This is a genomic window from Acinetobacter gandensis (assembly GCF_001678755.1).
Taxonomy (GTDB): Bacteria; Pseudomonadota; Gammaproteobacteria; order Pseudomonadales; family Moraxellaceae; genus Acinetobacter; species Acinetobacter gandensis.
Genome location: NZ_LZDS01000012.1, coordinates 48,832 through 67,040, shown reverse-complemented (window position 1 = coordinate 67,040; position 18,209 = coordinate 48,832). Strand labels below are relative to the sequence as shown.

Here is an 18,209-nt window from a genome sequence, read left to right as displayed (position 1 = left end):
TTAGTCAGATTTTATGGCAAAATGAAGCAAAATGGAAAACATCCACAGATTTTGCCGACTTAGGTAATTCCGAATTATAGATAGGTTTGTTATGAATGCCTTAACACAAGAGTTGGTTGATTTACTCAGCCTTGAAAAACTGGAAGAAAATATATTTCGTGGGCAAAGCCGTAATTTGGTTGGCAAGCGTGTTTTTGGTGGACAGGTATTAGGTCAGGCTTTACGTGCCGCATCTTACACCACAGATCGTCCGGCACATTCTCTACATGCCTATTTCCTTTTTGGTGGTGATATTAACGCGCCGATCATTTATGAAGTGGATCGGATTCGTGACGGTCGTAGTTTTGTGAGTCGCCAAGTTCGCGCGATTCAACATGGAAAAACAATTTTCATGTGTATGGTGTCTTTTGCTGACTATGAAGCGGGCTTAAGCTACCAAATTTCTGAACCTGAATATCCTGCGGTGGATCAGCTCAAAAATGAGGCTGAACTGAAAAAAATGATGGTGGAATTTGTGCCGGAAAATGTGCGTGCCAGCTTCATGCGTGACCGCCATGTTGAGATTCGTCCTATTAATCCAAGCAATCCGTACCAACCACAGCCAGAAGCGCCAAGCTATGCACATTATTTGCGTACACATGATGCGATTGCACCCGAAGTGGACGAGATTTCTTTACACCAAGCAATTGCAGCATTCTATTCAGACTTTACCTTGATGACGACAGCTTTACGCCCACATGGTTTAAGTTACCTGTCACCAAGTTTGCAGTGTGCCAGCATTGATCATGCAATGTATTTCCATAAACCATTCCGTGTAGATGACTGGATGTTATATGACATGGATGCAACAGTAAGTGCGAGTTCACGCGGTTTGAACTTTGGCCGGATGTGGCAAAATGGTGAATTGGTATGTAGCACGACGCAAGAAGGTTTGATTCGCTTACGTGAAATAGAAACCCAATAATCTAATATGTGTATCAAAAAGCCGAATCTTGTGATTCGGCTTTTTTACTTTTATATGCTTAGTGGCAATGTGGAAGCTCTGAAGGGGAATGTTTATGGCAACCTTGTTTGGTGCTTGTGCCTGAAGAGTGTGCATAAACTGTAGAGATGCTACAAATAAGTGCAGAAAGTAATAAAATTCTTTTCATAAGTGTACCGTTTTGACCCATTGTTAAAATTTATATGCACTGAACTAGCACGATGCATGCCACATCAAATAAATACATCTAAAATGCTGCTGAGCCTTTGCAGCATTATTGCAGAGTATGTGACAAAAAATTCCTCGATTCTCTATAGTCTGCATGGCATAGTGCCTACACAGAAATCATGATAAAAGCATGCAGAATGAGCTTAAATACACAGATTTTATTGGCTGCAATATTAGGTGTAGCTTTTGGTTTTATTTTAAACCTATTTCCTGAAACCCAATTTTTGAGTGCCAGTCTCTATGGGCTGGGTATTGCCAGCAGTATTTTTATTGGCTTGCTGAAAATGCTTTTAGTGCCACTGATCTTCAGTTCGATTGTGGTGGGCGTGTCTAACCTACAAGCGGGTGGTCAACTGAGCCGCACATGGAAAATCACCTTGGCTTGCTGCGTGACCACCACGACCTTAGCACTGATCTTGGGGCTTGCTTGCGCACATCTGTTTAAAGTGGGGCAGGGTGTGGACATTGTGATGTTCCAGGATGCAATGAATCAACACCAAACGCCAGATACATTGACTCCAGGTTCGTTCTTTACCAATTTTATTCAAAATACCTTAATCAATCCGTTTAAAGCTTTTAGTGAAGGCAATGTGTTGGCTGTGGTTGTGTTTTCGCTGTTTTTGGGTGTGGCCTTGGTCAAGGGTGGTGAGAAGTTTCGTAGTGTGCGCAAGTTAAGCCAACAGTTTTTTGACATCATGATGATGATGATTGGCTGGGTAATGAAACTTGCGCCAATTGGTATTTTTGCTTTGCTGGCAAAATTAATTGCCACTGAAGACATTTCTGTGCTGAGCCGTTTAGCGGAATTTGCAGCCGTTGTCACTGGGACGACCATTTTTCATGGTGTCGTGGTATTGCCTTTATTGTTGTGGATTTTTGGCAAAATGAATCCAATCACCTTTTTTAAAGGGACACGTGCAGCACTGATTACTGCCTTTGCTACCAGTTCAAGTTCGGCAACGATGCCTTTGTCCATGAAGTGTGCACAGGAAAATTTGGGTGTGCGCCCACAAACTGCGGGTTTTGTCATTCCTTTAGGAACACAACTGAACATGGATGGCACTGCATTGTATGAAGCTGCTGCCGCTTTATTTATTGCGAACTTAATGGGCTTGGACTTAACACTCGGGCAACAGCTTATCGTCTGTGCAACAGCGATGATTGCTTCTTTAGGTGCACCGGGTATTCCAAGTGCAGGGATGGTCACCATGATTATGGTTTTGCAATCGGTGGGCTTGCCGGCAGAAGCGATTGCAATTTTACTCCCGATTGACCGTCTATTAGATACGGTTCGGACAGTGGTGAATGTTCAAGGTGATATGATGATTAGTGTTGTTGTTGATCGTCATACGCGTGATCTAGACATGCCTATTCATTCAAATTAAATCTGGGTTATACGCAATTTCCCATAAATGACCATCTAAATCCTGAAAATAACCTGCATAGCCACCGTAAAAAGTGGTCTGTGCGGGTTTAACGATCCTTGCACCTGCATTTTCAGCTTGACGCATGACTTGATCGACCATGGACTTACTTTCTACATTATGTGCAAGAGACATTTGGGTTGGACAAAACTGGTTAGCGGCTAAGCCAGTGTCTCTGCTTAAGCTTTGCTGTGGCCAAAGTGCAAGTTTCAAGTTGTTTTGCAAATCAAAGAACGCGACGGCACAATTTTCATATTCAGTGCCTATAATCCCTGCGCTATTTAAACCCAAGCCTTGGTGATAAAACTCAAAAGATACTTGAAGATCCTGAACGGCCAAGGTAATCATGGTGATATGTGGCTGCATTCAACGTTCCTTTTTATTGTTATGAGTCGTGCTGTAGAGTATAAGCTTAAACCTTTTCGTAGATAGACAAACAAAAAAATGTATCAAGTTTGGTCGTATTAACTCACTTAAAAAAAAGCAGGAGTGAACTCCTGCTTTGATCGGTGGAAATTTTTAGTTTAAGTCTAGGCCACTTTAAGCGTTGCGCGTTTTGCCGCAGGCGATTGATCTAGATAGGCAATTGCATCTTCAGTTTTAGCCTCATGTACCGGATCATACCAAGGCATTAAATAGCCCAATTGTTGTGAAACCAACCAAAATGGATGTGGGAGTAGGCGATTGTCTTTTTGTGCAATACGCGCCCATTCACGCCAAATCCAAGGTTTATATGCAGCAGGTTGAATAGACGCATAGCGTGGGTCTTGTTTCATGATATGTGCTGCGCCATCGACCCATAGACCAAGTACTGCTGCAATCACAATCACACTTTGATAATAACGTGAAATATAACCACCGCCGAGATGACGATATAAATCGAATGCAACTGTACGATGTTCAATTTCTTCGGCACCATGCCATTTCACTAAATCGAGCATGTTGGCATCTGCGCCCAAACGTTCCCATTCTTTATTGTAAAGGGCATATTTACCCAAGACACAAGTCATGTGTTCAACGGTTGCCACAATGCCGAGGCGGAAAAGATCCCATTGATGATCAAGCGCTTTTGGCACATTGAAACCTAAAGGCTGATCGGCCAGTAATTTTCCAAAGAGAAAATCCATCACATCTAAGTTGCGTTGAATGCTGATATTGCGCTGGGATAAATATTCTTTATTTGCCGAATTATGTGCTTGAGCGTGCATGGCTTCTTGGCGAATGAATGCTTAAACATCATCTTTTAATTTTTGGTCAGTAATTTGTGGAAGGACTTTGTTGTAAAGACGGCAGAACCAAAACTCGCCCGCAGGTAAGATCATATTAATTTCATTAATGAAGTAGCTAACGAAAGGTTGATTGGGAACCCAATCGACTTGCGTGTCCTGCCATTCAAACTTCACTTTACGTGGCTTAATTTTATATTCAATTGATGAGCCTATTTTTGAATTTCTAAGGCGGGAGAGTAATTTCATGGGCTGTCCTTATTTTTATGTGATGTCGTACACATCCAATAAGTTCAGTATCCAAAAAAAATCCTGCATTGTGATTAGCAATACAGGACATTTCATTATCATCATATGATGGATTTTGTCAGACAATCAATCCAATCAGTGAGTTTGATGGTTTATTTAGTCAGCTTTGGGCTGTTGTTCTGTTGAATGATCTTGCGTGGCAGCATCAACTTCTACCTCATTAATGTCTGCTAAATCATCATGATCTACACTGTCATCTAAGCCGTCTTCAATATCATCTTCAGAAGCTTCAGGAATGCTGTCGAGATCAAATTCAGTAGACTGCTCAAGTGTAAAGTTAAGACGACCAGCCATGACACTGGCTAATTCTTGTAGGCCTTCTTTATTTAACGATGAGAACAACTGAATAGAGAAGCTCAGCTTCATTTTTTTCAATTCAGCTTTAACTTCTTGTAGTGCTTTCGATGCAGGGCCACGATTCAGTTTGTCGGACTTGGTTAATAGCACATGCACGAATAATTTACGTGAATAAGCCCATTCCAACATCATCACGTCAAAGTGTTGCAGCGGATGGCGAATATCCATCAAAAGCACAAGACCTTGCAAGCTTTGACGGTGAATTAAATAGTTTTCGAGTTCTTTTTGCCAAACGATTTTCATTGCTTCAGGTACAGCAGCATAGCCATAACCAGGTAAATCCACCAAACGCTGGTCAGGATTACCTAAGCTGAAGAAGTTAATCATTTGCGTGCGACCTGGTTTTTTAGATGCACGAGCCAACTGTTTTTGATTAGTTAGTGCATTAATTGCACTTGATTTGCCTGCGTTTGAGCGGCCAGCAAAGGCAATTTCATAACCTGTATCTTCCACACAAAGATTTAGTTTTGGCGCACTCATGAGGAATTCGGCTTTGCGTAACCAGTTGAGTGAGCGAACAGCATATTCAGTAACAGCAGAATCTACTTTCTTTTCATAAGTAATCTTTTGCTTTGGCGCATTGGCCGTTTTACTGTTTCGTGATTTTCCTCTGTGCTGATGCATAACCCAACTTCAATAACTAATTTACAAGCACGTATTATAAAGGAAGTCGGGCAGGCAAGCGAATTTTGTCGTGGATAATCTAGAATTACAGATTAATCATTTGGATAGGGGAATGAGTGGTAAATTTAGATTGACCTGTGGGTTGGATCACATCGGCAAGTGTGTGCTGATCTAAGCGTTGATAAAATTGCTCCAAAGCCTGATCAAGAATACCTTTTAAGCCACACTGATTACGTAATACGCATGGGGGTTCGTTACACTCAACAATTTGTTGATCACCCTGCAATATGCGTACAATTTGTCCGAGTCGCATGTCTAGGACTTGCGGGTTGAGTCGCAGGCCGCCACCTTTCCCGCGTGTGGTAATCAGCCACTCGTGTTTCGCCATAAAATGAACGATTTTCACTAAGTGATTACGCGAGACCTGTAAATCTTCTGCTATTTCTGCAATGTTGTACGGTTGCTCGCGTGGGCGGGCAATATACAGCAGAATCCGCAAAGCATAATCTGTGAATTTATTGAGCTGCATGAGGGTACTGATCGTTGATAAGCAAAAAAACAAAGGGCTAGTCTAGCATAACCTGACTAACCCTCTCTATTTTATGCCGATGACATGGGTTAGTGATGAACACCACCTGTGCCAAAAGCTTCACTGTGAATATTTTCGGCAGGAACACCACGGGCAATTAGGGCTTTTTGTTGTTCAGCCATAAATGGCATTGGGCCGCATAAGTAGTAGTCTGCTTGTACTGGTAGAATCGCGCTATCAATGGTACTCAAATCAAGGCGACCCTTCGCATCATAATCTTGACCTAAAACATCGCTTTGATGTGGGAACTCGTACGCAGTAAAGGTACTTAAGCGTGGGTATTTGGCCTTTAAGTCATGAATGTGCTGTTTCATGGCATGCACTTGTTTGCTGCGGCAGGCGTGTACAAAAGTCACAGGTTCTGGCATATCTAAAGTCACCAACTGATTCAGCATCGCCACCATTGGCGTGAGGCCTACACCACCACTAATGAATACATTGCGTTTGTTTGGGTCAATCAGGTAGAAGTTACCTGTTGGTGCAGATACTTCAATTTCAGCACCTTCGGCTAAACCATGCAGGGTATTTGACACCCAGCCTCCTGCCAAATCACCTTTTTCATCTTCGCGTTTGACCGAGATACGTAAATAGTCAGCTTGAGGGCTAGTTGAAAGGGTATATTGGCGAGGTTGTTTTAGACCAAGTTCCTCAACAAATACACGTACTGAAATGTACTGACCTGCTTCATATTTTGGTAAATCACCACCGTCCACAGGGGCAAGATAGAAAGAAGTGATTTCATCGCTTTCAACCACTTTTTTCGCAATTTTAAAGTTGCGCCAGCCTAACCAGCTCCCTTTGGTTTGTTGATGTTGCTCATAAATCGCTTTTTCAGTGCTAATGAATAAATCAGCCAATTGACCATACGCTGTAGCCCAAGCATCAATCAATGGATCTTCCATTGAAATACTTAAAACTTCACTAATCGAATGGAGGAGGTTTTCACCAACAATGTTGTAGTCAGGTGCTTGAATATTCAAGCTGACATGTTTGTGGGCAATCAGCTCAACCACAGGAAGCAATACAGAAGGATCTTCAATGTTTTCTGCATAGGCCAACACAGCACCCGCCAAAGCTTGGGCTTGAGCACCACTGCGTTGATGCCCCATATTAAAGGTTTCTTTTAAATTAGGATTGTTGCCTAACATGCGGTTATAAAAATAACCTGTAAGTGCGACACCATTTTCACGAAGGACAGGAACAGTTGCTTTTACAAGGTCAATTTGCTGCGGAGTCATGTTTGATCTCTCTTGGCTATCATTTATAAGATGTATTTAAAATACATCTTATAAAATGTATTTACAATACATGTTTTAAATAAAACCATAAAAAAATTATGGGATATTAAAATATCCCATAATTCTGTTTGCTTTAATCGAATGAGTTAATTATCGAAGTCTTATTTTCTGCCAAACAGTGAGCCAAGTAGTCCACGAACAATTTTCTGACCCGTTGAGCCACCGAGGCTGCGAGCTGCACTTTTGGCAAATGTGCCTACGGTGTCCTGAATCAATTTTTCACGTTGCTTTGCAGAGCGCTCAGCTTCTTTTTGTTGCTCGCGCGCAATACGTTCTTGTTCTCGTGCTTGCTGTTTAGCGAGTGCCTCAGCTTCTTTGGCTTGTTGTTTGGCTAGAGCTTCTTGTTCTTTTGCTTGCGCTTTATCGACTTCGGCTTGTGCTGCTTGTTGTTGGCGTTGTTGTACTTTGTTTTGTAATTTTTCAAAGGCACTTTCACGGTCTGCTTCTGTGTCGTATACACCCGAGACAATGCTGCTTGCCATCAGTGTTTTACGCTCATCGACACTGATTGGACTAAATGAGGAGTAGGGTGGCATCACCCAAGCACGTTCTACAATTTGTGGAGTACCTTGCTCATCTAGACAGCTAATCAGCGCTTCACCGACAGCCAGTTCCGTAATCACCTGATCGACTTTAAACTCAGGATTGGCACGGAAAGTATCTGCGGCAGTTTTGACAGCTTTTTGATCTTTAGGGGTGAAAGCACGTAAGGCATGTTGTACACGGTTACCTAGTTGACCAAGAACACTTTCTGGCAAATCGAGCGGGTTTTGCGTGACAAAATAAATACCCACGCCTTTAGAGCGTATTAGACGCACCACTTGCTCAATTTTTTCTTGCAATGCAGGGCTGGCGTTATCAAACAATAAATGTGCTTCATCAAAGAAGAACACCAGTTTAGGTTTGTCCATATCACCGACTTCAGGTAATTGTTCAAACAACTCTGACAGCATCCAAAGTAAGAAAGTCGCATAGAGTTTTGGTGTGTTCATTAATTTGTCAGCAGCTAATAAATTAATATTGCCGCGGCCCTGAGCATCCGTTTGGATAAAGTCCATGATGTCGAGCGCGGGTTCACCAAAGAACTTGTCACCGCCTTGATCTGCTAGGGCAAGCAAATTACGTTGAATTGCCCCTAAACTTGCAGGTGAAAGATTACCGTAATCATTTTTAAACTCAGCTGCATGTTCAGATACATAGCTGATCATGGCTTTGAGGTCTTTAAAATCCAGTAATAACATGCCTTGATCATCCGCAATGCGGAAGACGGCTGACAGCACACCTTCTTGTGTGTCATTTAAATTTAAAATACGCGCCAATAGCAGTGGGCCAATTTCAGATATTGTGGTACGAATGGGATGACCTTGTTCTCCGAATAAATCCCAAAACACCACTGGCGAAGCTGCAAATGGAATTGAATCAATATGCAAGCTTTGAATGCGTGCATCAAATTTAGGGTTACTTTCACCTGCTTTTGCTAGACTGGAAACATCGCCTTTGGCATCAGCTAAAAATACAGGTACGCCAATTCTAGAAAAATTTTCTGCCAACACTTTGAGGGTGACAGTTTTACCTGTCCCTGTTGCACCGGCAATTAAGCCGTGACGATTGGCAAATTGTGAATGTAAGACCACATCTTGTGTGGTGTCTTGCGTTTTCTTCGCAATAACAATTGGTGTACCCATAGATTGTCCTGTAATTATTCGAATTGCTGTTTATTTAAGTGTTGTAGTGCGTTTTCTATATCTTGGATTAAATCTGCAGGATGTTCTAGTCCTATACAGAAGCGAACCAATAATCCTGTTTTGATATGTGAATGTTCAAGCACACGCATCTCTTTTAAGTTATATAACATGACTAAACTGACTGGGCCACCCCAACTAAAGCCAAGTTTAAAGAGTGTTAATGCATCACAGAAAGTACGAATATCTTCAAGTGTGTATTTAGGATCAAACACCACACTGACTAAACCTGCACTATGTTGCTCTGTGCAGATTTCTTTCCAATAGTTGTGACCCGAGGATTGTTCGTCAGCAGGATGTAAGACTTGTACAAATTGCTTTTGTTGTTTCAGCCAATCAAGTAGCTGTAGTGCACTACGTGATTGATGCTCATAGCGGAGACGCATCGATGAAAGGCTGCGTTGTACTTGAGCGGCATCGTCGCCAGAAATACTAATCCCTTGAATGGCATGGGCACGGAATAATTGATGATGTAGCTTTTTATCTCGCGTGACAACAGAGCCCATAAGAATATCGCCACCACCACTTGGGTATTTAGTTAGTGCATGCACAGTAATATCAACACTTAAGTGCTCTGTACTAAAATCAAATGCATTAAAGGCAATACCTGCACCCCAAGTATTATCTAAAGCAGTCAACACATTGTGCGCTTGCGCTTTTTTAACCAAGCCAACTAAATTTGGAAATTCAAGCGTGACCGAACCTGCGGCTTCTAACCAAATGAGTTTTGTCTTATTGCTTGGAGCGAAGCTATCAACATCTATAGGGTTGTAAACTTTAACCATGACACCGTAGCGTTTTTCTAGATTGCGCAAATGTTCCATGTTTGGGCCATAGATATTGTCTGCCACCCAAACTTCATCACCGTGATTTAAAAAGCATGCATTGACAAGGTTAATTGCAGACAGACCACTTGGTGCAAGTAAGTGGTGTAGGCCACCTTCAATTTGCGCAATGTTATCACCTAAAGTAAATGTGGTTGGTGTGCCATGCGTACCATAGCTATAGTCATAGTCATCGGTCCAATGGCGATTAAATAGGGCATTGGTATTTTCAAAAATAATGGTCGATGCGCGATACAGGGGAGGTTGAACCGTTGAAACGTATTGAGGGGCTTTTCTTGGTGCATGAATTAATTCTGTTTGTGGATTTTTTTTCACGGCTCAACTCGAAAATAGTGCTGCATAGCAGTGTATCGTATTGGAATGTGTCTTAAATACGCAGATTTAAGATGAATTTGTATAAAGAGATACTTTATAACAAAAGTTGGCTTCATTTTTGCAAAACCTGAATCAGAGCAACAACAATAGGTTTGAGCGCATGAAGTCGCATTTAAAAGTACATTATTTTCAGCACATTGCTGGTGAAGGGTTCGGAAGTTGTCATGATTTTTTAAAACAGCAAAATGCGCAAATTAGCGCAACTGAATTTTTTGCCTTACCTATAGATCAGACCTTAGATCTTGAAGCACTCCCTCATGTTGAGGATGTGGATTTATTGATCATTATGGGAGGAACCATGAGTGTCAATGATGAGGCAAACTTTCCATGGTTAAAAATTGAAAAACGATGGTTAAGACGCTATTTGGCACTCGGTAAACCTGCCATTGGTTTGTGCCTTGGTGGTCAGCTTATTGCCAATGCGTTGGGTGGGGCGGTCAGTCGTAATCCGCAACAAGAATTGGGTTGGACGACTGTGCGTAAAGTGACAAATGTACCTCTAGAATGTTTTGAATTACCTGAAAACTTTAAAGTCATGCAGTGGCACAGCGAAACGTTTGAAATTCCACGCGGAGCAGTGTTGCTTGCAGAAAATGATGTTTGTCGTAATCAGATGTATCAAATAGGAAGTAATGTGTTGGGTTTTCAGTTTCACCCTGAAATAACCCCTGAAGTGCTCGATTTATTTTTAGAAAATGATGAAGAAGTTGCAATTTTTACAGGCAATCATGTGCAACCAGTAAATGAATTGCGTAAAAGTGCGAAAAGTAAATTTATTCAAGGAAATCAAATACTAAACCAAGCAATAGAGTATGTGTTAAGAAAAACCGCTTGCTGATTAAAAGTTAAGCGATTGATCTTGCATAAAAAATGAAAAATATAAGAAAAACAGCAAAAGAGATTTGCTTATGCAATAAACAATAGCTATAATGAGCGACCCTTTAATGAAAGGGGGTTAGCTACGAATAAAGTAGTTAACATCGTGACAGTCGCGGCATCGATCGTGACCTTAGTGATATTTCACTGCTCTTGACACTTGCCTCTTTAAAGTGGGGTGAGATGCGTCAAGGGTGATTCTTTATATATTTGGCTTGGAGTTAACTGGTATGTCTAACCAGAGAATTCGTATCCGTCTTAAGTCTTTTGATCACCGTTTAATTGATCAATCAGCTCAAGAAATCGTAGAAACAGCAAAACGTACTGGCGCACAAGTTTGTGGTCCAATTCCGATGCCTACACGTATCGAACGTTTTAACGTTTTAACATCACCACACGTTAACAAAGATGCGCGTGACCAATACGAGATCCGCACTTACAAACGTTTGATCGACATCGTTCAACCTACAGATAAAACTGTTGATGCATTGATGAAGTTAGATCTTGCAGCTGGTGTTGATGTTCAGATCGCTTTGGGTTAAGGCTTTCGGTTAATTAACGCTCTAAGTTAATTAGGCCGCTTTTTTAGAGGTTTATGCACATGGCTATTGGTTTAGTCGGTCGCAAGTGCGGTATGACACGTATCTTTACAGATGCTGGTGTTTCTGTACCTGTAACAGTGATTGAGGTTGATCCTAACCGCATCACACAAATCAAAACGCTTGAAACTGATGGTTATCAAGCGATTCAAATCACTACTGGTGAACGTCGCGAATCTCGCGTAACTAACGCTCAGAAAGGTCACTTCGCTAAAGCGGGTGTTGCTGCTGGTCGTCTAGTTCAAGAATTCCGCGCTACAGAAGCTGATCTTGAAGGTCGTGAAATTGGTGGCACTCTTACTGTTGAGTTGTTCACAGTTGGTCAAATCGTTGACGTAACTGGTACTTCTAAAGGTAAAGGTTTCCAAGGTGGTGTTAAGCGTTGGAACTTCCGTACGCAAGACGCAACTCACGGTAACTCACTTTCTCACCGTGTTTTAGGTTCTACTGGTCAAAACCAGACTCCTGGTCGCGTATTCAAAGGCAAAAAAATGGCTGGCCATTTAGGTGCTGAACGCGTAACTACACAGGGTCTTGAAATTGTATCTATCGACACAGAGCGTTCAGTTCTTGTTGTTAAAGGTGCGGTTCCTGGTGCTACTGGTGGCGACGTTATCGTTCGCCCTACGATCAAGGCCTGAGGGGAAATATTGTGAATTTAAATACTGTTTCCGGCTCTGCTGTTGAATTATCTGAAGTTGCTTTCGGTCGTGACTTTAATGAAGCTCTTGTACACCAAGTTGTTACAGCTTACTTAGCTGGTGGTCGTCAAGGTTCGAAAGCTCAGAAATCTCGTGCTGACGTATCTGGTGGTGGTAAAAAACCATTCCGTCAAAAAGGTACTGGTCGCGCGCGCGCTGGTTCTATTCGTAGCCCTATCTGGGTTGGCGGTGGTAAAACTTTTGCTGCTCGTCCACAAGATTGGTCTCAAAAAGTAAACCGTAAAATGTATCGCGGTGCTATGCAATGCATCCTAGCTGAACTTGTTCGTCAAGATCGTCTAGTTTTGGTTGAAGAGTTTGCTGTTGCTGCTCCAAAAACTAAAGAATTGCTTGCAAAACTTAACGACTTGAATGCTACTCGTGCATTGATCGTTACAGATGCTGTTGATGAGAACTTGTATCTTGCTGCTCGCAACATTCCACACGTTGATGTGGTTGATGCTACTGCAATCGATCCTGTTAGCTTGATCGCGTTCGATAAAGTTGTTATGTCTGTTGCTGCTGCTAAGAAAATTGAGGTAGAACTCGGATGAACAACGAACGTATCTATCAAGTCCTACAAGGACCTGTATTCTCAGAAAAAGCACAAGTTTTAGGCGAAACTGCTGGTGTTCAAGTTTTCAAAGTTGCTTTAAGCGCTAACAAACTTGAAATCAAAAAAGCTGTTGAGCAACTATTTGGTGTGGAAGTTGTTAAAGTTAACACGACTATCACTAAAGGTAAGACTAAACGCTTTGGTAAAACATTAGGACGTCGTTCTGATGTTAAAAAAGCATACGTCACCCTGAAAGCTGGCCAAGATGTTGAAATGGCTGACTTGGGCGATACCGCTGAAAACGCAGCGGAATAAGGACGAAAATTATGCCGATTCAAAAATGTAAGCCAACGTCTCCAGGACGTCGCTTTGTAGAGAAAGTGGTTCACGATCACCTTCACAAAGGCGCACCGTACTCTCCGTTGGTTGAAGCTAAAAAACGTACTGGCGGCCGTAACAACAATGGTCACATTACGACTCGTCACGTTGGTGGTGGTCATAAACAGCACTACCGTATCGTTGACTTCAAACGTAACAAAGACAGCATCCCAGCTGTAGTTGAGCGTATTGAATACGATCCTAACCGTACAGCTCATATTGCTTTATTGAAATATGCTGACGGTGAACGTCGCTATATTATTGCACCTAAAGGCCTTCGCGCTGGTGATCAAGTACAATCTGGTAACGATGCTCCAATCCGTCCAGGTAACTGCTTGCCACTTCGCAACATGCCAATCGGTTCTACTCTTCACAACATCGAGCTTAAAATCGGTAAAGGCGCACAATTAGTACGTTCTGCTGGTACTTCTGCTCAATTGTTGGGTCGTGACGGTTCTTACGCAATCATTCGTCTACGTTCAGGCGAAATGCGTAAAGTTCACGTTGAATGCCGTGCAGTTCTTGGTGAAGTTTCTAACCAAGAAAGCAACCTTCGTTCATTGGGTAAAGCTGGTGCATCTCGCTGGCGTGGCGTTCGTCCTACCGTTCGTGGTATGGCGATGAACCCAGTAGACCATCCACACGGTGGTGGTGAAGGACGTAACAAAGGTATTCAACCTGTAAGTCCATGGGGTCAAAAAGCTAAAGGGTACAAAACACGTACCAACAAGCGTACGACTAAGATGATCATTCGCGACCGTCGCGTTAAGTAACAAGTAAAGGAATCTGACAATGCCTCGTTCTCTGAAAAAAGGCCCATTCGTCGATGCGCACTTGTTCGCTAAGGTTGAAGCGGCTATCGCGGCTAATAACCGTAAGCCGATCAAAACTTGGTCGCGTCGTTCGATGATCCTCCCGGATTTTGTTGGTCTAACAATTTCTGTACACAATGGTCGTAACCATGTTCCAGTGATCGTATCTGAACACATGGTTGGTCATAAACTCGGTGAATTCGCGCCAACTCGTACCTATCGTGGTCACGGTGTTGACAAGAAATCTAAACGTTAAGGTGCGATGATGGAAGTTACTGCTAAATTACGCGGTGCCGCTATCTCGGCACAAAAAACTCGTTTGGTTGCAGATTTAATCCGTGGCAAATCAGTTGCTCACGCTTTAAATATCTTGAACTTCAGCAACAAAAAAGCTGCAGTTTTAGTGAAAAAAGCATTGGAATCTGCGATTGCAAACGCTGAACATAATAACAGTTTAGATGTAGACGACCTTAAAGTTTCTACGATCTACGTTGATGAAGGCACTAGCCTTAAACGTATTTTGCCACGTGCTAAAGGCCGTGCGGATCGTATTACTAAGCGTACTTGTCACATTACCGTTAAGGTAGGGGTTTGATATGGGTCAGAAGGTTCATCCAATCGGTATCCGCCTAGGTGTTGTGAAACGTCATAACGCTAACTGGTACGCGAATCCGAAACAATATGCTGAATACTTGCTTAAAGATTTGCAAGTTCGTGAGTTTTTAACTAAAAAACTTAAGAACGCAATGGTAAGCAATATTCTTATCGAACGTCCTACAGGCGCTGCTAAAATTACAATTAGCACTGCTCGTCCAGGTATCGTAATCGGTAAAAAAGGCGAAGACATTGAGAAATTACAGCGCGAATTAACATCTATTATGGGTGTTCCTGCGCAAGTAAGCATCAACGAAATCGATCGCCCAGACTTAGACGCTCGTCTAGTTGCTGAAGCAATTGCTTCTCAATTAGAAAAACGTGTTATGTTCCGTCGTGCTATGAAGCGTGCGGTACAAAACTCTATGCGTGCTGGTGCTAAAGGTATCAAAGTTGAAGTTTCTGGCCGTTTAGGCGGTGCTGAAATTGCGCGTACTGAGTGGTATCGTGAAGGTCGTGTACCTCTACATACACTTCGTGCTGACATCGACTACTCTTCTGTTCGTGCTGAAACTACATACGGTACGATCGGCGTTAAAGTATGGGTATTCCGTGGCGAGATCTTGGGTGGCATGAAACAAGTCATGAACCCGGCTCCTGCTGAAGAACGTCCAGCTAAACGCGGTCGCGGTCGTGGTGAAGGTCAAGAGCGTCGTGGTCGTCGCAATGATCGTTCTGCTGAAAAAGGAGAATAATCCATGTTGCAACCTAAACGTACTAAATTCCGTAAAGTGCAGAAAGGCCGTAATACTGGTCTAGCTCACCGCGGTAGCTCTGTATCTTTTGGTACTATTGCACTTAAATCAATTGAACGTGGTCAAATGACTGCACGTCAAATTGAGGCAGCGCGTCGTACAATTAGCCGTCGTATTAAACGTGGTGGTAAAATCTTTATCCGTGTTTTCCCAGACAAACCAATTACTGAAAAACCATTAGAAGTTCGTATGGGTAAAGGTAAAGGTTCTGTGGAATACTGGGTTTGCCAAATCAAACCAGGTAAAGTCTTGTACGAAATTGATGGTGTTAACGAAGAATTGGCTCGCGAAGCGTTCACGCTTGCTGCTGCTAAACTTCCGTTTAAAACCGCTATCGTGACTCGGACGGTAATGTAATGAAAACTAAAGATCTACGTGAAAAGTCGGTTGAAGAGTTGACAGCTTTGCTTGATGAGCAACAGCTTAACCAATTCCGTCTTCGTATGGCGAAAGCAACTGGTCAATTGGGTAAATCGCACGAAGTTGCGCTTACTCGTAAAACTATTGCTCGTATTAAGACACTCCTAACCGCAAAACAGGGGAACGGACAATGAGTGAACAAACAGTTCGCACGTTAACCGGTAAAGTTGTAAGTGACAAGATGGACAAGTCTATCGTTGTACTTATTGAACGCCGCGTTCAACACCCGTTGTATGGCAAATCAATCCGCCGTTCAACTAAATTACACGCTCATGATGAGAGCAACACTGCTAAATTAGGCGATGTTGTAACAATCAAAGAAAGCCGCCCAATTTCTAAAACTAAGTCTTGGACTCTAGTTGAAGTAGTTGAAGCAGCTGCTGAGTAATTAACGTTCTTGTTGCATCATCGGTCAATTTCGAGTACTCTTTGAGCCTTTCGAAATTGCGACCGGTGATGCTCGGTTTTGGAGTAGGGCAATGATTCAAACCGAAAGTATGCTCGACGTAGCAGACAACAGTGGTGCTCGCCGCGTACAATGTATTAAAGTACTTGGTGGTTCACATCGTCGTTATGCTTCTGTTGGCGACATTATTAAAGTTACTGTAAAAGAAGCAATTCCACGTGGCCGTGTTAAAAAAGGTGACGTGATGAATGCTGTTGTTGTACGTACAAAATTCGGCATCCGTCGTCCAGACGGTTCAGTTATTCGTTTCGATGATAACGCAGCTGTTATTTTGAACACCAACAAAGCGCCGATTGCAACTCGTATTTTCGGACCAGTGACTCGTGAACTTCGTACTGAACAGTTCATGAAAATTATTTCATTGGCTCCTGAAGTTCTATAAGAGGCACTCATGGCTAAGATTAAAAAAGGCGATCAAGTAATTGTGATCGCAGGTAAAGAAAAAGGCAAACAAGGTACTGTTTTGTCTGTTTCTAATGACCGTGTTAAGGTTGAAGGCCTTAACTTGGTAACGAAGCATCAAAAGCCTAACCGAGCTACTGGCGCCGAAGGCGGCATCGTAACTCAAGAAGCTGAGCTTCATATCTCTAACGTGGCAATTTTTAATGCTACAACCCAAAAGGCTGACCGTGTTGGTTACCAAACGATTGAAGGCGTGAAAACTCGCGTATTCAAATCAAATGGTGAATCAGTGGCGGTAGCGAAGTAATAGGTTGACTAGGCAATGGCCAGACTTAAAACGCGTTACAACGACGAACTTAAGGCTCAATTAAAAGAAACATTGGGCGTTAAGAATGTGATGGATATTCCACGCATTACAAAAATCACCATCAACATGGGTGTTGGTGCTGCATCAGCTGACAAGAAATTGTTAGATGGCGCTCTTTCTGATATGCAAGCAATTGCTGGTCAAAAACCAGTACTTACTTTAGCTCGTAAATCTATCGCTGGTTTCAAAATCCGTGATGGTTGGCCGATTGGCTGTAAAGTTACTTTACGCGGCGAACGTATGTACGAATTCTTAGACCGTTTGATCTCTATCGCGATCCCTCGTATCCGTGACTTCCGTGGTTTCTCTGCGAAATCATTTGACGGTCGTGGTAACTACTCAATGGGTCTTAAGGAACAAATCATGTTCCCTGAAATCGATTTTGATAAGATTGATCGTATTCGTGGTATGGACATTACCATCACTACGACTGCTCGCACCGATGACGAAGGCCGTGCGCTTATGCGTGCATTCGGCTTCCCGTTCAAATAAGAGGTCGATATGGCTAAGAAAGGTATGATTAATCGCGAATTGAAACGCGAAGCTACTGTTGCTAAATACGCTGCGAAACGTGCTGAATTAAAAGCAATTATCGCAAACGTAAATGCATCAGACGAAGAACGTTTCGAAGCGATGATGAAATTTCAAGCATTACCACGTAATGCGTCTCCAGTACGTCTACGTAACCGTTGTGGTTTAACTGGTCGTCCTCATGGTTACTTCCGTAAGTTCGGTTTAAGCCGTAACAAATTACGTGAAACAGTAATGCAAGGTGATGTACCGGGCGTTGTTAAGGCAAGCTGGTAAGGAGCACTATAAATGAGTATGCAAGATACCGTTGCCGACATGCTAACACGTGTTCGTAACGCACAAATGGCTAAGAAACAAACTGTTTCTATGCCAAACTCAAAGTTGAAAGTTGCGATTGCTAACGTACTTCAACAAGAAGGTTATATCGCTGATGTAGCTGTTGCTGACAACGAAGGCAAAGCGACTTTAACGATTACTTTAAAATATTTCGAAGGCAAACCAGTTATCGAAACTGTGAAACGCGTAAGCCGCCCAGGTCTACGTCAATATCGCGGTAAAGATGCACTTCCTAGCGTTAAGCAAGGTTTAGGTGTTGCAATTGTTTCTACAAGCAAAGGCATCATGACTGATCGCGCTGCACGTGCTGCAGGCATCGGTGGTGAAGTTATTGCTTTTGTTTCTTAATAGGTGATT

At 42.5% G+C, this 18,209-nt stretch carries 24 protein-coding genes and 2 pseudogenes; 19 read left to right on the top strand and 7 right to left on the bottom strand.

Features of this window, described 5'->3' with window-relative positions:
- Positions 1–91 precede the first annotated feature (91 nt).
- Together A9J31_RS05375 and A9J31_RS05370 are read left to right on the top strand one after the other, a co-directional pair.
- The gene (locus A9J31_RS05375) at positions 92–964 is read left to right on the top strand and encodes an acyl-CoA thioesterase (RefSeq protein ID WP_067762927.1); all 873 of its coding nucleotides are present in this window, start codon (positions 92–94) and stop codon (positions 962–964) included.
- 383 nt (positions 965–1,347) lie between these two features.
- Positions 1,348–2,595, top strand: a complete 1,248-nt coding sequence (locus tag A9J31_RS05370) for a dicarboxylate/amino acid:cation symporter (RefSeq protein WP_067762926.1) — start codon at positions 1,348–1,350, stop codon at positions 2,593–2,595.
- Here the strand turns inward: A9J31_RS05370 and A9J31_RS05365 are convergent.
- The 7 genes and pseudogenes from A9J31_RS05365 to A9J31_RS05335 all read right to left on the bottom strand — a co-directional run bounded on the left by A9J31_RS05365 (position 2,587) and on the right by A9J31_RS05335 (position 9,939).
- Positions 2,587–3,000 (bottom strand): VOC family protein, encoded by a 414-nt coding sequence (locus A9J31_RS05365; RefSeq protein ID WP_067762925.1) that lies wholly within the window; start codon positions 2,998–3,000, stop codon positions 2,587–2,589. The two genes, A9J31_RS05370 and A9J31_RS05365, sit on opposite strands and share 9 nt — an antisense overlap.
- A gap of 164 nt (positions 3,001–3,164) precedes the next feature.
- Positions 3,165–4,109, bottom strand: a pseudogene (locus A9J31_RS05360) (metal-dependent hydrolase).
- A gap of 156 nt (positions 4,110–4,265) precedes the next feature.
- Positions 4,266–5,150 carry a ribosome biogenesis GTP-binding protein YihA/YsxC gene (gene yihA / locus A9J31_RS05355; protein WP_067762924.1) on the bottom strand — a complete coding sequence of 295 codons (885 nt, stop codon included), beginning with the start codon at positions 5,148–5,150 and terminating at the stop codon, positions 4,266–4,268.
- A gap of 85 nt (positions 5,151–5,235) precedes the next feature.
- Positions 5,236–5,679, bottom strand: coding sequence for an RrF2 family transcriptional regulator (locus A9J31_RS05350; RefSeq protein ID WP_067762923.1), 444 nt, complete (start codon positions 5,677–5,679; stop codon positions 5,236–5,238).
- Between the two features lie 89 nt (positions 5,680–5,768).
- Complete coding sequence (hmpA, locus tag A9J31_RS05345; RefSeq protein ID WP_067762922.1) at positions 5,769–6,977, bottom strand: NO-inducible flavohemoprotein; 1,209 nt, start codon at positions 6,975–6,977, stop codon at positions 5,769–5,771.
- 161 nt (positions 6,978–7,138) lie between these two features.
- Positions 7,139–8,722, bottom strand: coding sequence for a helicase HerA-like domain-containing protein (locus A9J31_RS05340; protein WP_067762921.1), 1,584 nt, complete (start codon positions 8,720–8,722; stop codon positions 7,139–7,141).
- A gap of 14 nt (positions 8,723–8,736) precedes the next feature.
- Entirely contained in the window at positions 8,737–9,939 is a 1,203-nt protein-coding gene (locus tag A9J31_RS05335; protein WP_067762920.1) for a PLP-dependent transferase, read from the bottom strand.
- Positions 9,940–10,099: 160 nt separating this feature from the next.
- Between A9J31_RS05335 and A9J31_RS05330 the strand changes: the two genes are divergently transcribed.
- From A9J31_RS05330 to rpsH, 17 genes and pseudogenes are all read left to right on the top strand, one after another.
- Entirely contained in the window at positions 10,100–10,837 is a 738-nt protein-coding gene (locus tag A9J31_RS05330; protein ID WP_067762919.1) for a type 1 glutamine amidotransferase, read from the top strand.
- 268 nt (positions 10,838–11,105) lie between these two features.
- Complete coding sequence (gene rpsJ / locus A9J31_RS05325; RefSeq protein ID WP_000070912.1) at positions 11,106–11,417, top strand: 30S ribosomal protein S10; 312 nt, start codon at positions 11,106–11,108, stop codon at positions 11,415–11,417.
- Positions 11,418–11,476: 59 nt separating this feature from the next.
- Entirely contained in the window at positions 11,477–12,115 is a 639-nt protein-coding gene (rplC, locus tag A9J31_RS05320; RefSeq protein WP_067762918.1) for a 50S ribosomal protein L3, read from the top strand.
- An 11-nt stretch (positions 12,116–12,126) separates the two neighbouring features.
- The gene (rplD, locus tag A9J31_RS05315) at positions 12,127–12,729 is read left to right on the top strand and encodes a 50S ribosomal protein L4 (RefSeq protein WP_067762917.1); all 603 of its coding nucleotides are present in this window, start codon (positions 12,127–12,129) and stop codon (positions 12,727–12,729) included.
- Entirely contained in the window at positions 12,726–13,046 is a 321-nt protein-coding gene (gene rplW, locus A9J31_RS05310; protein WP_067762916.1) for a 50S ribosomal protein L23, read from the top strand. The genes rplD and rplW overlap by 4 nt, the downstream gene beginning before the upstream one ends.
- Positions 13,047–13,057: 11 nt before the next feature.
- Positions 13,058–13,882 carry a 50S ribosomal protein L2 gene (gene rplB / locus A9J31_RS05305; RefSeq protein WP_067762915.1) on the top strand — a complete coding sequence of 275 codons (825 nt, stop codon included), beginning with the start codon at positions 13,058–13,060 and terminating at the stop codon, positions 13,880–13,882.
- A gap of 19 nt (positions 13,883–13,901) precedes the next feature.
- A complete protein-coding gene (gene rpsS, locus A9J31_RS05300) occupies positions 13,902–14,177 on the top strand; it encodes a 30S ribosomal protein S19 (RefSeq protein ID WP_004281508.1) in 276 nt (91 codons plus the stop codon).
- 9 nt (positions 14,178–14,186) lie between these two features.
- Complete coding sequence (gene rplV / locus A9J31_RS05295; protein ID WP_067762914.1) at positions 14,187–14,516, top strand: 50S ribosomal protein L22; 330 nt, start codon at positions 14,187–14,189, stop codon at positions 14,514–14,516.
- 1 nt (position 14,517) lies between these two features.
- Positions 14,518–15,334, top strand: a pseudogene (gene rpsC / locus A9J31_RS05290) (30S ribosomal protein S3).
- Positions 15,274–15,687 carry a 50S ribosomal protein L16 gene (rplP, locus tag A9J31_RS05285; RefSeq protein WP_067762912.1) on the top strand — a complete coding sequence of 138 codons (414 nt, stop codon included), beginning with the start codon at positions 15,274–15,276 and terminating at the stop codon, positions 15,685–15,687. The pseudogene rpsC and the gene rplP overlap by 61 nt, the downstream one beginning before the upstream one ends.
- Positions 15,687–15,884, top strand: a complete 198-nt coding sequence (rpmC, locus tag A9J31_RS05280) for a 50S ribosomal protein L29 (protein WP_067762911.1) — start codon at positions 15,687–15,689, stop codon at positions 15,882–15,884. The genes rplP and rpmC overlap by 1 nt, the downstream gene beginning before the upstream one ends.
- The gene (gene rpsQ / locus A9J31_RS05275; RefSeq protein ID WP_067762910.1) at positions 15,881–16,138 is read left to right on the top strand and encodes a 30S ribosomal protein S17; all 258 of its coding nucleotides are present in this window, start codon (positions 15,881–15,883) and stop codon (positions 16,136–16,138) included. Before rpmC ends, rpsQ begins: the two co-directional genes overlap by 4 nt.
- A 91-nt stretch (positions 16,139–16,229) precedes the next feature.
- Positions 16,230–16,598 (top strand): 50S ribosomal protein L14, encoded by a 369-nt coding sequence (gene rplN, locus A9J31_RS05270; RefSeq protein WP_067762909.1) that lies wholly within the window; start codon positions 16,230–16,232, stop codon positions 16,596–16,598.
- Positions 16,599–16,607: 9 nt separating this feature from the next.
- Positions 16,608–16,925 carry a 50S ribosomal protein L24 gene (rplX, locus tag A9J31_RS05265; protein WP_067762908.1) on the top strand — a complete coding sequence of 106 codons (318 nt, stop codon included), beginning with the start codon at positions 16,608–16,610 and terminating at the stop codon, positions 16,923–16,925.
- Positions 16,926–16,940: 15 nt separating this feature from the next.
- Complete coding sequence (rplE, locus tag A9J31_RS05260; RefSeq protein WP_067762907.1) at positions 16,941–17,477, top strand: 50S ribosomal protein L5; 537 nt, start codon at positions 16,941–16,943, stop codon at positions 17,475–17,477.
- A 9-nt stretch (positions 17,478–17,486) separates the two neighbouring features.
- Complete coding sequence (rpsN, locus tag A9J31_RS05255; protein WP_067762906.1) at positions 17,487–17,792, top strand: 30S ribosomal protein S14; 306 nt, start codon at positions 17,487–17,489, stop codon at positions 17,790–17,792.
- A 12-nt stretch (positions 17,793–17,804) separates the two neighbouring features.
- Positions 17,805–18,200 (top strand): 30S ribosomal protein S8, encoded by a 396-nt coding sequence (gene rpsH, locus A9J31_RS05250; protein WP_067762905.1) that lies wholly within the window; start codon positions 17,805–17,807, stop codon positions 18,198–18,200.
- The last annotated feature ends 9 nt before the right edge of the window (positions 18,201–18,209 follow it).

What these genes read in the sequence shown, in the direction of transcription:
- A9J31_RS05375 (WP_067762927.1), top strand. Translation starts at nt 92, where the DNA reads ATGAATGCCTTAACACAAGAGTTGGTTGATTTACTCAGCCTTGAAAAA.
- A9J31_RS05370 (WP_067762926.1), top strand. Translation starts at nt 1,348, where the DNA reads ATGAGCTTAAATACACAGATTTTATTGGCTGCAATATTAGGTGTAGCT.
- A9J31_RS05365 (WP_067762925.1), bottom strand. Translation starts at nt 3,000, where the DNA reads ATGCAGCCACATATCACCATGATTACCTTGGCCGTTCAGGATCTTCAA.
- yihA (WP_067762924.1), bottom strand. Translation starts at nt 5,150, where the DNA reads ATGCATCAGCACAGAGGAAAATCACGAAACAGTAAAACGGCCAATGCG.
- A9J31_RS05350 (WP_067762923.1), bottom strand. Translation starts at nt 5,679, where the DNA reads ATGCAGCTCAATAAATTCACAGATTATGCTTTGCGGATTCTGCTGTAT.
- hmpA (WP_067762922.1), bottom strand. Translation starts at nt 6,977, where the DNA reads ATGACTCCGCAGCAAATTGACCTTGTAAAAGCAACTGTTCCTGTCCTT.
- A9J31_RS05340 (WP_067762921.1), bottom strand. Translation starts at nt 8,722, where the DNA reads ATGGGTACACCAATTGTTATTGCGAAGAAAACGCAAGACACCACACAA.
- A9J31_RS05330 (WP_067762919.1), top strand. Translation starts at nt 10,100, where the DNA reads ATGAAGTCGCATTTAAAAGTACATTATTTTCAGCACATTGCTGGTGAA.
- rpsJ (WP_000070912.1), top strand. Translation starts at nt 11,106, where the DNA reads ATGTCTAACCAGAGAATTCGTATCCGTCTTAAGTCTTTTGATCACCGT.
- rplC (WP_067762918.1), top strand. Translation starts at nt 11,477, where the DNA reads ATGGCTATTGGTTTAGTCGGTCGCAAGTGCGGTATGACACGTATCTTT.
- rplW (WP_067762916.1), top strand. Translation starts at nt 12,726, where the DNA reads ATGAACAACGAACGTATCTATCAAGTCCTACAAGGACCTGTATTCTCA.
- rplB (WP_067762915.1), top strand. Translation starts at nt 13,058, where the DNA reads ATGCCGATTCAAAAATGTAAGCCAACGTCTCCAGGACGTCGCTTTGTA.
- rpsS (WP_004281508.1), top strand. Translation starts at nt 13,902, where the DNA reads ATGCCTCGTTCTCTGAAAAAAGGCCCATTCGTCGATGCGCACTTGTTC.
- rplV (WP_067762914.1), top strand. Translation starts at nt 14,187, where the DNA reads ATGGAAGTTACTGCTAAATTACGCGGTGCCGCTATCTCGGCACAAAAA.
- rplP (WP_067762912.1), top strand. Translation starts at nt 15,274, where the DNA reads ATGTTGCAACCTAAACGTACTAAATTCCGTAAAGTGCAGAAAGGCCGT.
- rpmC (WP_067762911.1), top strand. Translation starts at nt 15,687, where the DNA reads ATGAAAACTAAAGATCTACGTGAAAAGTCGGTTGAAGAGTTGACAGCT.
- rpsQ (WP_067762910.1), top strand. Translation starts at nt 15,881, where the DNA reads ATGAGTGAACAAACAGTTCGCACGTTAACCGGTAAAGTTGTAAGTGAC.
- rplN (WP_067762909.1), top strand. Translation starts at nt 16,230, where the DNA reads ATGATTCAAACCGAAAGTATGCTCGACGTAGCAGACAACAGTGGTGCT.
- rplX (WP_067762908.1), top strand. Translation starts at nt 16,608, where the DNA reads ATGGCTAAGATTAAAAAAGGCGATCAAGTAATTGTGATCGCAGGTAAA.
- rplE (WP_067762907.1), top strand. Translation starts at nt 16,941, where the DNA reads ATGGCCAGACTTAAAACGCGTTACAACGACGAACTTAAGGCTCAATTA.
- rpsN (WP_067762906.1), top strand. Translation starts at nt 17,487, where the DNA reads ATGGCTAAGAAAGGTATGATTAATCGCGAATTGAAACGCGAAGCTACT.
- rpsH (WP_067762905.1), top strand. Translation starts at nt 17,805, where the DNA reads ATGAGTATGCAAGATACCGTTGCCGACATGCTAACACGTGTTCGTAAC.